Annotated in this window: 15 protein-coding genes; 11 read left to right on the top strand and 4 right to left on the bottom strand. The window is 37.3% G+C overall.

Annotated features, from left to right (window positions below):
* The first annotated feature begins 133 nt into the window (after positions 1-133).
* The 3 genes from ACSSV9_RS04425 to ACSSV9_RS04415 are packed head-to-tail and all read left to right on the top strand — an operon-like array spanning position 134 to position 2,987.
* Positions 134-1,279, top strand: a complete 1,146-nt coding sequence (locus ACSSV9_RS04425) for a Re/Si-specific NAD(P)(+) transhydrogenase subunit alpha (protein WP_437346148.1) — start codon at positions 134-136, stop codon at positions 1,277-1,279.
* 20 nt (positions 1,280-1,299) lie between these two features.
* On the top strand, positions 1,300-1,584 hold the full coding sequence (locus tag ACSSV9_RS04420) for an NAD(P) transhydrogenase subunit alpha part 2 (protein WP_437346021.1): 285 nt from the start codon (positions 1,300-1,302) through the stop codon (positions 1,582-1,584).
* A gap of 8 nt (positions 1,585-1,592) precedes the next feature.
* The gene (locus ACSSV9_RS04415) at positions 1,593-2,987 is read left to right on the top strand and encodes an NAD(P)(+) transhydrogenase (Re/Si-specific) subunit beta (protein WP_437346020.1); all 1,395 of its coding nucleotides are present in this window, start codon (positions 1,593-1,595) and stop codon (positions 2,985-2,987) included.
* A gap of 95 nt (positions 2,988-3,082) precedes the next feature.
* Here the strand turns inward: ACSSV9_RS04415 and ACSSV9_RS04410 are convergent, their stop codons facing one another.
* Genes ACSSV9_RS04410 through crcB form a run of 4 tightly spaced genes read right to left on the bottom strand, consistent with a single transcriptional unit; the run spans position 3,083 to position 6,538 of the window.
* Positions 3,083-5,008: a sialate O-acetylesterase gene (locus tag ACSSV9_RS04410; protein WP_437346019.1), complete on the bottom strand. Its 1,926-nt coding sequence runs from the start codon at positions 5,006-5,008 to the stop codon at positions 3,083-3,085.
* 19 nt (positions 5,009-5,027) lie between these two features.
* On the bottom strand, positions 5,028-5,819 hold the full coding sequence (locus ACSSV9_RS04405) for a phosphatase PAP2 family protein (RefSeq protein ID WP_437346018.1): 792 nt from the start codon (positions 5,817-5,819) through the stop codon (positions 5,028-5,030).
* Positions 5,816-6,163: a DUF190 domain-containing protein gene (locus ACSSV9_RS04400; protein ID WP_437346017.1), complete on the bottom strand. Its 348-nt coding sequence runs from the start codon at positions 6,161-6,163 to the stop codon at positions 5,816-5,818. The genes ACSSV9_RS04405 and ACSSV9_RS04400 overlap by 4 nt, the downstream gene beginning before the upstream one ends.
* 3 nt (positions 6,164-6,166) lie before the next feature.
* Positions 6,167-6,538, bottom strand: coding sequence for a fluoride efflux transporter CrcB (gene crcB, locus ACSSV9_RS04395; RefSeq protein WP_437346016.1), 372 nt, complete (start codon positions 6,536-6,538; stop codon positions 6,167-6,169).
* Between the two features lie 87 nt (positions 6,539-6,625).
* On the opposite strand from crcB, the gene ACSSV9_RS04390 reads away from it, so the two are divergent.
* The 8 genes from ACSSV9_RS04390 to ACSSV9_RS04355 all read left to right on the top strand — a co-directional run bounded on the left by ACSSV9_RS04390 (position 6,626) and on the right by ACSSV9_RS04355 (position 15,773).
* A complete protein-coding gene (locus tag ACSSV9_RS04390; protein ID WP_437346015.1) occupies positions 6,626-7,525 on the top strand; it encodes a DUF4097 family beta strand repeat-containing protein in 900 nt (299 codons plus the stop codon).
* A 212-nt stretch (positions 7,526-7,737) separates the two neighbouring features.
* Entirely contained in the window at positions 7,738-7,977 is a 240-nt protein-coding gene (locus ACSSV9_RS04385; protein ID WP_437346014.1) for a hypothetical protein, read from the top strand.
* On the top strand, positions 7,959-9,179 hold the full coding sequence (locus ACSSV9_RS04380; RefSeq protein ID WP_437346013.1) for a type IX secretion system plug protein: 1,221 nt from the start codon (positions 7,959-7,961) through the stop codon (positions 9,177-9,179). The genes ACSSV9_RS04385 and ACSSV9_RS04380 overlap by 19 nt, the downstream gene beginning before the upstream one ends.
* Complete coding sequence (locus ACSSV9_RS04375; RefSeq protein ID WP_437346012.1) at positions 9,172-10,179, top strand: Gfo/Idh/MocA family protein; 1,008 nt, start codon at positions 9,172-9,174, stop codon at positions 10,177-10,179. The genes ACSSV9_RS04380 and ACSSV9_RS04375 overlap by 8 nt, the downstream gene beginning before the upstream one ends.
* Before the next feature lie 19 nt (positions 10,180-10,198).
* The gene (locus tag ACSSV9_RS04370) at positions 10,199-12,697 is read left to right on the top strand and encodes a putative LPS assembly protein LptD (RefSeq protein WP_437346011.1); all 2,499 of its coding nucleotides are present in this window, start codon (positions 10,199-10,201) and stop codon (positions 12,695-12,697) included.
* A gap of 659 nt (positions 12,698-13,356) precedes the next feature.
* Positions 13,357-14,682 (top strand): ammonium transporter, encoded by a 1,326-nt coding sequence (locus ACSSV9_RS04365; RefSeq protein WP_437346010.1) that lies wholly within the window; start codon positions 13,357-13,359, stop codon positions 14,680-14,682.
* 29 nt (positions 14,683-14,711) lie between these two features.
* On the top strand, positions 14,712-15,419 hold the full coding sequence (locus tag ACSSV9_RS04360; RefSeq protein WP_437346009.1) for a TorF family putative porin: 708 nt from the start codon (positions 14,712-14,714) through the stop codon (positions 15,417-15,419).
* 15 nt (positions 15,420-15,434) lie between these two features.
* The gene (locus tag ACSSV9_RS04355; protein ID WP_437346008.1) at positions 15,435-15,773 is read left to right on the top strand and encodes a P-II family nitrogen regulator; all 339 of its coding nucleotides are present in this window, start codon (positions 15,435-15,437) and stop codon (positions 15,771-15,773) included.
* The last annotated feature ends 30 nt before the right edge of the window (positions 15,774-15,803 follow it).

Raw genomic sequence — 15,803 nt, 5'->3', positions numbered from 1 at the left:
GTATGATTGTCAAGAAAGAGGATATCAAATTCTTCTATCTTATTAAATTTTGCTCAAGCTTTGATTTTGGTTTGTCTTCTATTGAGTAATTATTAAATTAGAAATGCTAATAAAAATAAACAGGAGATATAAAGTGGTTATTGCTGTTCCAAAAGAGATAATGGCGGGCGAGAACAGAGTGGCGATAGTTCCCGATGTAGCCTCCCGACTCATTAAAAAAGGATACAAAGTAATAGTCGAGACAGGCGCAGGGATGAAAGCTGGCTTTCCGGACGAAAAGTACAAAGAATCCGGCGCCGAGATAGTCAACAACATTGATTCACTCTATTCTCAGGCAGAAATAGTATTGAAAGTCCAACGTCCGATTGAACATCCCGAAAAGGGAAAACACGAGCTTGAATTAATGAAGAAGGGGACTCTTTTAATTTCGTTCTTTTATTCGCTTCATTTTCCCGAAGTCGCAAAAAAAGCTGCAGAACTTGGAATTAACGTAATCTCAATGGATGCAATTCCAAGAACGACACTTGCGCAGCGAATGGATGCACTCAGTTCGCAGGCAAATATTGCGGGTTATAAAAGTGTTATACTTGCGGCTAATTACTTGCATAAAATATTTCCAATGATGATGACCGCCGCAGGTACTATATCACCTGCAAAAGTTGTGATAATGGGAGCGGGTGTTGCGGGACTTTCGGCTCTCGGTACTGCAAAACGTCTCGGCGCTGTTGTCGAAGTTTCCGACGTCAGACCTCAGGTTAAGGAAGAAGTTCAGAGCCTTGGCGGCAAATTTATTGAAGTACCTACCGACGAGTCGATGCAGGATTCAGGTGGATACGCAAAAGAACAATCGGAAGAATTTCTCAGAAAGCAAAAGGAACTGATATTCAAACATATAACTGAAGCGGATATCGTAATTACAACTGCACTTATCCCTGGTAAAAAAGCGCCAATCTTAGTCACAGAAGAAATGATAAAAAAGATGCGACCGGGTTCCGTAGTCCTCGATATGGCAGTTGAATTCGGAGGCAATTGCGAAATAAGCGAAAAGGGGAAAACAGTTGTTAAGTATGACGTCACAATTATAGGAGAATCGAATTTACCAAGTCTGGTGCCATATCATGCCAGTGAAATGTATGCCAAGAATCTGCTTAATCTAATCGAATATACAAGCAAAGATGGTCAGTTTAATCATAATCTGGAGGATGAAATAATTGGGGGAGCAACTATAGTTAAAGATGGACAGATTGTGCACGAAAGAACCAAAGCATTAATTCAATAATTAAATAAGAGGTTAATATAATGGAAAGTTTAGGATTAATAATGCTGATATATGTTTTTGTATTAGCAATATTTGTCGGTTTCGAGTTGATAACAAAAGTGCCACCTACGCTTCATACGCCGTTGATGTCCGGTTCAAATGCAATTTCAGGAATTACGATAGTCGGCGCAATTTTAAGTGCTGGACTTGAAGAATTTACAGTCAGCACAATACTGGGTTTGGTGGCAATGATATTTGCAACCATCAATGTTGTTGGGGGCTTTCTGGTAACCGACAGAATGTTAAAAATGTTCAAAAAAAAGTGAGCTGAAAAATGAGAATCATTATAGAGATTGCTTATTTAATATCGTCAGTACTATTCATTTGGGGAATTAAATATCTGAGTTCACCCAAGACTGCAAGGAAAGGGAACTTTCTTTCGGCGCTGGGTATGTTTATTGCAATAGTAGTTACTCTACTCGATCAGCACGTTCTGACATATGAGTGGATAATCATCGGATTTGTAATCGGCGCATTTATCGGTTCTGTTATGGCAATCAAAGTGCCAATGACAGGAATGCCACAAATGGTTGGATTGTTGAATGGTTTCGGAGGCGGTGCTTCTATGCTTGTTGCATTTTCGGAATACTATAAGGTGGTCAATTTTGAAATGTATACTCACAATATTCAAACAAATATTACACTTGTACTCAGTATCTTAATTGGTGGCGTTACGTTTACTGGATCGTTAATTGCTTTTGGCAAACTTCAGGGCATAGTAACAGGAAAAGTAGTTAGATACCCGCTGCAGCATCCTTTAAATGCCCTCCTTTTGTTGCTGGTTATTTTAGGTGGAGTTTATTTTGTAATGGTACCTGAACTGGAATGGCTTGTACTTGGAATTGGTTTTGTGTCACTATTGCTCGGTGTACTGCTTGTGCTACCAATTGGAGGCGCTGATATGCCAGTTGCAATTTCATTGTTGAATTCATATTCAGGATTAGCAGCCTCTGCCACTGGTTTCGTATTGCAAAACAACGAACTGATTATTGCAGGCGCTCTGGTAGGAGCTTCAGGAATTATTCTAACAAACATAATGTGCAAGGGGATGAACCGATCTTTGATGAATGTTGTACTTGGCGGTTGGGAATCTGCTGGTGCCACTGGAACAGCTACTACAAGCGTATCGCCTAAAGGTCAGGTTAAATCAGTCGATGCTGAAGAACTTGCTATGATTTTCGACGCTGCCGAATCGATCATAATTGTACCAGGCTATGGAATGGCAGTGGCACAAGCTCAACATGCTGTAAGAGACCTGTATAATTTACTTGAATCGAAAGGTAAAAAAGTAAGATTTGCAATTCATCCAGTTGCAGGTAGAATGCCCGGACACATGAATGTACTGCTTGCAGAAGCAAATATTCCATACGACAAAATGCTTGCAATGGAAGAAATTAACGACGATTTCCCAAATACCGATATTGCACTTATAATTGGAGCCAATGACGTCGTAAATCCAGCTGCACGCCACGATAAAAACAGTCCAATTTACGGTATGCCAATTCTCAATGTCGATTATGCCAAAACAGTTGTAATTAATAAACGCTCGCTGAATGTAGGTTATGCTGGAATCGAAAATGAACTCTTTTTCTATCCTAATACATTGATGTATTTCGGCGACGCAAAAGAAGCAATCACAAAACTATCGCATGAGTTAAAAAATTATTGATGATTAAAAGGCTGCCATTTCGTGGCAGCCTTTCTTTTTTACTGATTCTTTTGACTACCCACAATTAATCTTTCGAATAGAATTTCAAAGTTTAACTACCATTCATCTGTTCTAAAGGGGCAGGCAGGAAGACCTTCACTATTGTAAAGGTTTGCTCCTTCGGGATTATCAGCCCAGGCATAACGAACTGCAACAGGATTTTTTATCTCATCACTCCATACAATTACCTTATCACCTTTGATTGCCGCTTTTGCCCATACGAATTTTTTATCGGTGCCAGCAATAGCAAAATGTTTTAATTCATCTCCCTTACAAACGAGTCCACTGCCCGTATGCGAAAAGCTAATGATTATTTTATTGCTGTCGATTTCCATCGATTTATAGATCGGGCCGGAATATGTTATGTCCTCGCCGTATGCAATTTTCATTGCTGCTAATGCCAATCTTTTGCCAACATCTTTTTTATTGAGTGGATGAATATCGTTCCATTCACCGATGTCAATAGTTACAGCCATTCCAGTATTTGGAAGTTCGAGAGCTTTTGCTTGAGCTTCGCGCAGTAAAGCCCAATTACTGTTTGATGGCACTGAATCGTGTTCCATAAAATTTGCAAGTTGAACAAATAAAAAAGGAAAACTCCCGATGTTCCAGTTGTTTCGCCAGTCCCGTATTAGAGCGGGGAAAAGCCGCCTGTATTCGAATGGTCTCTCAGCATTCGATTCTCCCTGATACCATATAACTCCTTTAATTCTATAATTTAGTAGAGGAGCTAACATTGCATTGAAAAGACCACCTGGCTTCCACATAATGAAAGTCTGACTTTCAAGAGGTGGCATTACTGCCCCAACTTTGTATTTCCAATAACCTTTCAAGTCAATTGTTGTATCGCTTAATACAAGCTCGTATGGCTTATCGGGAACAAACCCTCCTGAACCGATATTGCTGATTACTCTAACAGTAATTAGATTTTTCCCTGTTTTAAGAATTCCTTCGGGAATCTGGTAGCGTCTCGGAGGATATTGATAACTGACTGTGCCAACAAATTTACCGTTAATAAAAACTGAATCAGCATCGACTATTCTGCCTAATAAAAGAAGAGCTGAACTTTTATCAAACGTATCCGGTAATTCGATTTCTTTTCTAAACCAAACAACTCCGTTTTTCCCTTCAAGGGGAGTGCCTGTCCAGTAGCCTGGGATCAAAATCGAATCCCAGTCAGATATATTCATATCAACCGAATACCAGGGCATATTGGGGTTACTATACCCTGCATCATTCCTTCTTAGCGTCGTATACCAATTATTAATTCTAATGCTATCGTTTATTCTGATTTTTTCAATTAGGCTGGAATCTTTGAATTTTTGTAGTTCTTCATAATGTTGGGGAAATTCTTTCAAAGCCTCTTCGCTCATCCATGCTTCGGCAGGCGATCCTCCCAGACTCGCATTTATCAGTCCAATTGGTACATTGTATTTTTCATACAAGTACCTTGCAAAGAAATAACCGACAGCGGTAAAATTCAAAACGGTACGGGGATTTGTAGAGATCCATTTACCATCTGAGAAATCTTCCTTTCTTTCTGTAAAGCAATAATTGCGCGGCACATAAAATTGACGAATAAATTTGTTGTTTGAATTTGCAATTACATCTTTATAAAGCGGTTCAACTCTGCTCATCGGCAATTCCATATTCGACTGTCCAGAACAGACCCATACATCACCGATTAAGATGTTATCAATAATGATTTTATTTGAAGCTGTGATTTCCATTTTATAGGGTCCGCCTGCACTCTTCGGTGGAATGATAATCTGCCATTCACCTTTATTTGAGGTAGTAGTTGTAAATACCGTATCGACAAATTTTATTTTGACTTTTTCGCCTTTCGAAGCCCAGCCCCATATTTTAAGCGGCGTATTGCGCTGCAAAACCATACCGTCGCCAATCAATTTGGGAAGTCGAACCTGTGCATTCGAAGTGAAGGTAATTAATAATAAAATTATTATTAACTGAAGCTTCTTCATTATTTTTCTCCCCCAAGAATTAAAAATTAATTTTTATATAAATCCAGTTGAATTGCTCGTCTTGCATTAAACCAATTTTTGTGTTCGAATTGTAATTGTGGTGTTTATTATAAATCCAGCGGGCGGTGAAATATCCAACAGCAGCACCGAGCAGAACGTCAGAAGTCCAGTGATTGTCGTGATAAACTCGCGATATTGTGGTTAATATTGCAGGGAGATAAAAAAGAATTTTTAAGTAGTCCGATTCTGTATTATTTGAAAGGACGGTAGAAAGTCCAAATGCAAGAGTAGCATGCCCCGAAGGCAGTGAATGGTAATCGTCATTAAAAAAAGTAAATGGTTTATAGAATGATGAACCTTTGTCAGTAAAAGGTCTTGCGCGCCCGGCTGCAATTTTAATAAATCCTGTAATCATTCCTGAATAGAGAATTGTTTGAGCGATTTCAAAACCGATTTTCGAATACGTTTTATTGCCCGATAAATTGCCGTACAAACCGGTCAAAAGTGCAATAGCTGGAGCCATATAAAGTTCACCCCACATTTTCCCGAATTTCATTGGTAGAGAAGAATGGTATTTTTGATTTTTTAACACGACATCTCTTACCGGTTGGTCAATTTGCATTGATAGGTAAGTGCCCGCACTTATAATTCCGAGAATAAGAAAGTCGTTCTTGTTGGCATTAAAAGGAACCTTAATAAAGTCGGTGGTTTCTTTTGCGAACTGGTCGAGATTATACGGATTAGCATTTTGAGAAAAAAGTATATGGACAGATAGGAACAAAAAGAAGAATGAATTCCGAATAATTTTCATTTGTTTGCTGTGTACTTGATTATTTCAGCTCGTTCTAATGTAATCAAACCACCTGAATTTGATTCCTCGAAAATTTTTTCGACTATTGGAATAAAATTTTCGATTTTTTCGGCTTCGTCCACTATTTCGATAACAAGTGGAAGGTCTTCAGAGAGGCGTAGAAACTTAGCCGTGTGAATTCTACTGGAACCTCCGAATCCCATTATTCCTTTATAAACAGTGGCACCAGCTAAATTCGACTTACGTGCTTCGAGAACTATCTTTTCATAAACTGTAATTGTACCGCTTTTGTCGGATTCACCAACGAAAATTCTGAGAAGTTTTGCTTCGCCTGAAATTCGCATCTTTTACCTCGTTATAATGTATGCTGTATATACTCCGATGAGTGATATCGATACATTCAGGAATATATTTAATCCGGCTAAAAGAAATTGCGATTCTTTCAATAGATTCAAAGTTTCAAGCGAGAAGGTAGAAAAAGTTGTAAATCCTCCGCAAAATCCCACGCCGAGTAATAACTTCATATTTGACGACAACAATTCGCGTTCGTCTAATCCATAAATTAATAATCCAAGAATAAAGCTCCCCAGAAAATTAACTGCCAGCGTTCCAACCGGAAATAAAACTGGAAATATTTTGTAAAAAATCGCCGATACGTAATAACGAAGACTTCCTCCAAAACCGGCTCCAATAAACACAATAAAAAATTTTACCGCCATAGTATAACTTTTACATCCTTAACAAGTCTAAAACAGTGTGAATTAAAAATACTTTCAAAAAATATAAAATAAGCTGGAGATGACAAAATGAGACAGATGACAAAAACATTAGCAATTTTAAGTCTGTTGTTCTTATCGTTCAGTTACTTGAAGGCGCAAAATATAATAGCCGAGAAAACTTTCGATGTTTCAGCCGGCGAACTTCTTTACGTTGAAGCTTCCGGCAGCGATGTAAAAGTCTCCTCGTGGGACCAAAGTCGAGTTGAAGTAACGGTAAAAGGGAGTAAAAAAGCTGCTTCAAAGGTAAAAGTGGATTTTGAAAAGACTGAAGATGGAATAAAAGTGATAGTTAAGAAAAAACGGAATGGATTTTTCGATTGGTTCAATAGTATGGGAGGCACGCTTGTCGATGTAAAGACCCCTTCAGATTTCAAAGTAGAAATTGAAACTTCGGGTGGTGATATTGAAATCTATTCGGTAAATGGAGATAAAAGACTCGAAACTTCCGGCGGAGATATTAAAATTGTTAATACGAAAGGGAAGCTTCTGGCAGAAACCTCCGGTGGCGATATAGTTATCGATAAAAATCATGGCAATGTTTCCGCTTCAACTTCCGGCGGCGATATAACAGTTAAATCGGTTGATGGTAATTTGGAAGTTTCAACTTCAGGAGGCGATATTAGAATTAACTCGCATGATGGTTACCTCAATGCAGAAACTTCAGGCGGAGATATTATGGTCGACCTTACCGGAGAATTCAAAGGTATTAATGCTTCCACATCTGGTGGCGATATAATTATTAATTTACCTTTAAACATCGATGCCGATGTCCTCCTGGAAAGTTGGGGCGGTAATATTGACTGTGACTATCCGAATGCTAAAGTAATTTCAGTTAAAAGAGATAAATATGAAGCACGTTTTAATAAAGGAGGCAATAAATTGTATGCTACAACTTCGGGAGGAGATATCATCGTAAAAGAGAGGTAATCTTGATTTTAACGGGAGGAATATTCACCCTTTATTAAGGATCCCGCCATCGGCGGGATTTTTTATTCAAAGACCAAAAACATGTTATTATCTCATAACGCATTTCTCAATTCTAAAGATTTATTGAATCCAGTTAGTTGCCATTTAATTGTAAAAGTTTGCTTTTTTATATAGTTTTAACTTCGTGTAAAAAATATTTGGGAATAATTAATATGAAACTCAACTGGTCTGACTTTACAGGCAAAATTCTCAACATTACAATGAATGAAAACTACGGTGTAGTCTACGGCAAGGAAGATTCTGAACATCCGGCATTTTACGAAATAGTATTTAAGACCGGAAAATTAGTCGGTGCCTTTGACGATGGACTTTTACTCGAGGCCAAAAGAGAAGATAAAACATTCAATATATTCGTACCATTTAGCTCGATAAAATGCGTAGAAATTTTCTGATATTTTTACTCCTGTTTTATAGAGTAATTGACGCTGCCGATTTCGAGATTAAAAGCTTGAAAGTTTATTCTACCGGGGACGAAACTTCTTTTCCTTTAATCGATGCATACGCCAGACCGATTCAGACTATTACAATCGAATTCGACATTAATGCCAAGGAAGTTCCCAGTTTGAATATTGTTTTCCGCTTCTGCGACAAAGATTGGAAACCTTATGAAAATGTCTTCTTATTAAATCAAAGATATAACACGGAATATTATCTAAATTTTCAAAGACTTCCGCTTCACATTGAAGGAGCACAATATCATTACTACGGAATTTTCCCGAATAAAAATGTCACATTCCCTTTTTCCGGTAAATGGAAGTTCTATATTACGGATTCACACGATCCATCGTTTATTTATGCAGAAGGAAATTTTTATGTGGTCTATTCAGAGATAAAACCGAAAACAATTTTACACAAAGAACGCTTTCAAGGTGATGAACCTGATATTCCATCACTTGCCAGAACTATATCGATTAATACTGAATTCACAATTCCTGACACACTTTATGCATCGGAAATACTGGGAGTCGAAATAATTGAGAATAGGAAAATCGACTATCCCATTATAATCGATCCGTCACATGTAAATGACGAGTGTTTTTTTGAATGGAATGGCAATAACGAATTTAAATATGTAGCAAGGAATATTCGTCCCGGTAATGAGTACCGTCAAACGGATTTGAGGAATTATGATATTTATAACAGGAAAGAAGTCTATGCACAGTACGAAGGAATTGAGACTTCCGATTTCTTTCATAAAAGAAAAGAAGATTTAAATGGGGGATCGATTCTTACAAATTACAAAAGCGATTACGCAGAATATCTTGATGTTACCTTTAGAATTCGACCACACGAAGAGATAAAAGCTCCTGTTTATCTTACGGGTGCTTTTAACAACTGGCGTATTCTACCTGAGTACGAAATGTACGACGATAACGGGTTACTCTTTTTAACAGTAGAACTTAAACGCGGGATTTACGATTATCAATATGTAACTGCCTACGATATTACACAACCCGACTGGTATTCTCTCGAAGGAAATTTTTGGGAAACGGTAAATGAATATCATATTTTCATTTATTATAAAAGCCCGGATTACGGGGCATATCACAAAATAATTGGTTATAATAAAATAATCTCGGTGAATTATGAATAAACTAAAAATAGGTGTAATTGGTACGGGACATCTCGGAAGAATTCACGTTAAATTACTGAAAGAACTCGATAACGTTGAATTGTGTGGTGTCTACGACAAAGACTTCGAAAAATCGAAAAATGTATCGGAAGAGTTCGGTGTAAAACAATACCAGGATATGGATGAATTAATAAACGAATCGGAAGCGGTCGTAATTGTAGCAACAACAAGTGCACATTATGAACTGGTAAAGAAAGCTTTCGGCTATGGCAAACACGTTTTCGTGGAAAAACCAATAACGGCGCGTATTTCGGAAGCAGAAGAATTAGTGGCAATTGCCGACGAAAAGAAACTCAAGTTTCAGGTCGGGCATATCGAACGTTTTAATCCCGCACTTGTATCACTCGAAAAATACGAATTAAATCCGATGTTCATTCAGTCTGATCGTTTGGCTCAATTCAATCCTCGAGGTACCGACGTTGCAGTTATCCTCGATCTGATGATTCATGATATCGACATAATACTGAGTTTAATCAAAAGCGAAATTAAAGAAATACGTGCTAGCGGTATTTCTGTCGTATCGAATAATATCGATATTGCCAATGCCAGAATTGAATTTGAGAACTTCGCTGTTGCAAATGTTACAGCAAGCCGAATTTCTCAAAAAAGAATGCGTAAGATGCGCATGTTTCAGCAGGATACTTATTTTTCGGTAGATTTCATAGAAGGCTCAACGGAAATTATACGATTAATGCCTCAGGGAATTATTCCTGAACCGGGAGCTATTCCAATAGGTCAAATTGGAATTGAAGATAAAAAAAGAACTGTTATTATTGAACGCCCTGAAAGTGTGAATATTAATCCATTGCAGTATGAACTTCAATTGTTTGCAGAATCTGTACTGAACGATACCGTTCCACCTGTTACAGGTTACGATGGACTAAAAGCATTGCGTGTGGCTGAACAAATTATTAATAAAATTGAAGAATCGATTAAAAGAGCAAGATTTAATAATCTGTGATACTTACTTGAAGAACGAAATGAAATATTTTCTTCTAACTATACTATTATTTCTTTCAACACTGCATGCTCAAACGGAAACACCCAGAGATACTATTCCCCAAAATGCAGGTAATGAAATTGACGACGTGGTTTATGCTTCAGCAACGGATTCACTTATTTTCAATATTTCTTCGAAAAAAATGTTTCTTTACGGAAAAGCCGACCTTAGATATAAAGATATCGAACTACAAAGCGCTTTGATAAATCTCGATTACAATACTAATGACCTCGAAGCTTTCGGTATTAAAGATACATCAGATACTACAATTCAAAGCTGGAAAGATACACCCATCCTCAAAGAAGGACTCGAAGTATACGAAGGGTCTTCTTTGAAGTATAACTTTAAAACTCAGCGCGGTTTTATTTCAATGGCAAAAAACAGAGAAAGTGACTCTCGATACGAAGGCGAAAAAGTCAAGAAGGTCGAGAAGAATATCTATTTTATTGAGCATGGTATGTTTACCACGTGTGAACTCGACACTCCGCATACCTACTTCACAGCCAGTCAAATGAAAGTAATACAAAAAGAGAGGATTATTGCGCGCTGGATTTTTATGAATATTGCAGGAGTGCCTTTCCCATTGCCTCTGCCTTTTGGTATTTTCCCTTCTGAAGCGGGAAGAAAATCGGGATTGATTGTACCGACCTACGGACAGGACGTTAGACGCGGTCAATATTTTAATAATTTCGGTTACTTCTGGGCAATGAGCGATTATATGGATTTATCTTTAACAGGCGATTATTATACGAAAGGCGGGTATGGACTTCATAGCCGTTTTCGATATTCAAAAAGATATTCCTTTGACGGTTCATTTAATGCCGATTATTCGAAAATAAGTATTGGTGAATCGACCGACCCTCTTTCGAAGAGAAGCGAAGTTGACGACTGGAGATTATCGTGGACTCACAGCCAGAATATTAATCCAACTACTCAACTGAACGCCAATTTACAATTTTCTTCTTCATCTTATTTACAAAATAACAGCATAAACTATAACGACATATTATCACAGAACTTAATTTCAAATGCAACATTTACAAAACGCTGGGATGAATCGGGCGCAAGTCTCTCGATAAATTATAACCGTACACAAAAATTACAGTCCGGCGATATCTACGAGTCGCTTCCTTCTATAACATTTTCAAAAAATTTATTCTATCCATTCAAAGGTGAAAGTTCAGACCCGAGAACCCAAAAGTGGTACGAACAAGTCGGAGTGTCGTATAATGCTAGCCTACTGAATAAAAGGAGCAAAGTGAACGACAAAACAGATAAAAGAGCAGGGGTTCAACATAGACTTCAAATTAATGCTTCTCCCAAAATTGGATATTTCAATATATCACCATCAATCAATTACAATGAAAAATGGTATAACAAAAGAATCAAGATTGAAAATGTAAAAATCAAGAAATACGACCCTGCTACAAACACAGAATATGAAATAGATACGCTTATTACGAAAGATATTAACGAATACAATTTTGTGAGAACGTTCGATATGAGTCTAACGGCATCAACAAAATTATATGGTATAATTCAACCGAATATACTCGGAATCGAAGCTTTTAGACATACGCTTCGACCATCGATATCCTACACTTATCAGCCCGACTTTTCGGACGATACATGGGGCTATTACGATTATTATACAGATTCAAATGGAAACATAATTAAATACGATAAATTCAGTAATGAAGTTTACGGCGGTTCGGGTTCGGGTAAAAGGCAATCGATTAATCTTTCGATTGGCAATGTCTTCGAAATGAAGATGCAAAAAGATCCATCGGATACTTCAGAATCAACTGACAATAAAATTCAGTTGTTGAATATCGATGCTTCTGTTGGCTATAATTTCGCCTCTGAAGAATATAAATTATCGGATTTACGACTTTCATATCGAACGCAAATTGGACAATATCTTAGTTTCAACGGCTCGTCGGCTTATACTTTTTATGACTATGAAGGCAACACAAAAGTTAACAGATTTCTCCTTTCTGCTGGAAAGGGGCTTTTCCGTTTGACGAATTTTTCATTTTCTATAACAACAAATTTAAGCTCAGATAAATTTTATGATAAAAAAAATGAAGGGACAGATAGCGATAGCCTTAGTGAGGCACAACTAAAAAAATCAGTTTACACAATACCCTGGGAACTCAGTTTAGGTTATAATTATAATCTTAGTAAGACGACACCTTCGGTCGTAAATAAATATTCTAATTTAAGTGTCAACTTATCTTTCAGTTTGACAGAAAAGTGGCGATTTATCGTCAGAGGCAGTTATGATTTTGACCGCAAACAGTTCACCGCACCTCAAATTTCAATTTATAGAGATTTGCATTGCTGGGAATTTAATCTAATCTGGAATCCGTTAGGAACCTACCGTGGATTTCGCTTCGAGCTGAGAATGAAAGCCCCGGAATTCAGGGATATCAAGGTTACACGTGCTCATGGTGTATTTTCAGGTAGAGGTTATTAGACGATAGATTCGTTACCTATTATCCCGTCATATTTTTTAGTATAACGCCTGATTAATCTGATTAGTCATTTCAATATCTATTAAACTTCCACAAAATTTGACCAGGTGAAGAGTAACTGAAATTTTATTTTTGTACGTACCATGAAACTGTTAAGTTTTTGACCTCTCCAACAGATTCCTACCGAGTTGAATTAATAACGTATCAAGTAGTTTCCTGGTTGGATACGTTAATGAAATGTTTGTATGAATTGCAGCTACATACACAATTTTAACATTCCAGTTTGATTAAGTGATAGAGTTTGCAGCGAACGATATCATTTAAAATTTATTTGGAAAAATAGGGATGAATTTCTAAGCAAAAAAATGTACTGACAAATTTTACGGCTTAAACAGAAGAAGCTAAGAATGAATTATTATATGTTAACAATTACGTATAGATTTATAGCAAACCTTAATAAATAAGGCAATAAATATAAATTGTATTAAAAAATAAGAAATTGTGCTTGACTTTTATTAAGGTATGATTATATTTGCAAGCAGAAATTAGAAAGTTAGGTAAATTGCATAAATAACATTAATTAATAATAAGAATTAATCTATTTAACTAAATAAATAAATTCACTAAACTCATTTTACTCAAAACAAAACAAGGAGGGGTTATGAAAAACTCCAAGAAAATAATCTTGTTTCTCTTTTTCTTGCCCGTATTGTTGATGGCGCAAAGTTCAGAGCCAACGGTGGAAAGCACTGCAAAAAAGATAGCTGAAGTTCAAACTCATGCAGATTATGTCTGGACGTTGATGGCGGCTTTTCTTGTCTTTTTTATGCAGGCTGGATTTGCGATGGTCGAAGCCGGTTTGACCCGAACAAAAAATACAGTGAACATTTTAATGAAAAATTTATTGGATTTCTGTATTGGTTCTTTAATTTACTGGGCAATTGGTTTCGGTATTATGTTTGGTGATAATCCAACAGGATGGTTTGGAACATCTGGATTTTTCTTTTCAGATTTTGCGAAAGACTCTGATAACTGGGTTTTTGCATTCTGGATGTTTCAAGTTGTTTTTGCAGCTACAGCAGCTACAATAGTTTCGGGTGCTATGGCAGAAAGAACAAAATTTATTGCATACTTAATCTATTCTGCTATAGTTTCATTAATAATCTATCCTGTCTTCGGCTCCTGGGCATGGGGAGGTCTATACCATGGAGGCGGCTGGCTGGAAAGATTGGGCTTTATTGATTTTGCAGGTTCTACTGTAGTCCATTCCATTGGAGGTTGGGCAGCGCTGGCTGGAGCAATAATACTGGGACCAAGAATTGGCAAATACGATAGAAATGGAAGGGCAAAGGCTATTCCTGGTCATAATATCACACTAGCAGCTTTAGGTACATTTATATTATGGTTTGGATGGTTCGGATTTAATCCAGGAAGTACGACCGCAGCCACTACAAATATCGCTTCAATTGCAGTAAATACAAATCTATCTGGTGCCGCAGGTGCATTAGCTGCCATGATCACTGCGTGGTTAATCTTTAAAAAGCCAGAGGCCACGATGACATTTAATGGCGCACTAGCAGGATTGGTTGCTATAACTGCAGGCTGTGCAAATGTTAGTGCCCTCAGTTCTGTAATAATTGGTTTGACTGCAGGTGTAATTGTAGTCTTAAGTGTAATTTTTATCGAAAGAACTTTGAAAATTGATGATCCGGTCGGTGCAATTTCGGTTCATGGTGTTTGTGGTGCATGGGGAACTTTAATGGCAGGTGTTTTTGATATAAATGGATTTTCATTCTCTGTAGTGGGCGTTCAACTTTTGGGTATTGTATCTGCTTTCGTATGGACATTTACTGTTGCATTTATTCTCTTTAAGATCATCCAGAAAACAGTTGGTTTGCGTGTATCACCAGAAGAAGAAATCGAAGGTCTCGACGTCGGTGAACACGGTCTGGAATGCTATCCTGAATTTGAAAAAGTTTCTAAATAAAACTAATATTAATTTTACGGAGGTATAAAATGAAATCGATATATAAAATTATTGCAATTCTGATTTTATCTTACAGTCTTATTACACCACAGGAATTATCTGTCGGCACCGATATAGTAAGTCGTTATATCTGGAGAGGAAGCGATTTGGGCAATAACAATCCGAGTATTCAACCGACAATAGAATTGTCAGCCGGTGGATTTGGAGCGGGATTTTGGGGAGCTTATCCGTTATCCGATCCAGCTGCACTTAACGAAATTGATTTCTATATTTCTTATTCTGTTTCTCTGGGAAATGCGGGCGATTTTAGCATCGGTTTTACCGATTATATGAATCCCAATAGTGGTACAAAAATCGGTAATTTCAACAACTACGATGATCCTGAAGGCCCTGGAGTTCATTTTATCGAATTAAATATCGCTTACGGAGGTTCAGAGAGTTTTCCGCTTGCAATCAGTTTCAACTACTTTTTGCATAATGTGAAAAATAATCCAATTTATATTGAACTTGGTTACTCCACTTCGATTAAAGATGTAAGTCTCGATTTGTTTTTAGGAGCTACGCCTGGAGACGATGCAATGTATTATGGAACCGACAGTTTTAATGTTATAAATCTTGGCATAACTGCAGGTAAATCGATTAAAATAACCGATAGCTTTGAACTGCCGGTATTTGGATCCTTAATTCTCAATCCTGCTACCGAAAATCTGTATTACGTAATTGGAATTAGTTTATAAGAGAGAGAGGTGAATATGAAAAAAATTGAAGCAATAATACGTCCGCATAAATTAGACGAGGTTCAAGAAGCCTTGAGTGAAGCCGGTTTTGCAGGTTTAACTGTCTCTGAAGTCAGAGGTTACGGCAGACAAAAGGGGCATAAAGAAGTTTATCGCGGCACCGAATATAATCTTAACTTCGTTCCGAAAGTAAAAATTGAATTGATTTGTGCTGATGACCGTCTCGAAACAGCGATCGATATTATTATTAAAATTGCCAGGACCGGTCAGGTAGGCGATGGAAAAATATTTATCTACGACGTGAAAGACGGTATTAGGATAAGAACAGGAGAATCGGGCGAAAGCTCACTCTAATCCACAAAAGCTGCCCTCCGTGGCAGCTTT

The sequence above is a fragment of the Melioribacter sulfuriphilus genome, from assembly GCF_051488685.1.
Lineage (GTDB): Bacteria > Bacteroidota > Ignavibacteria > Ignavibacteriales > Melioribacteraceae > Melioribacter.
This window is presented reverse-complemented; position numbering and strand designations above follow the sequence as displayed.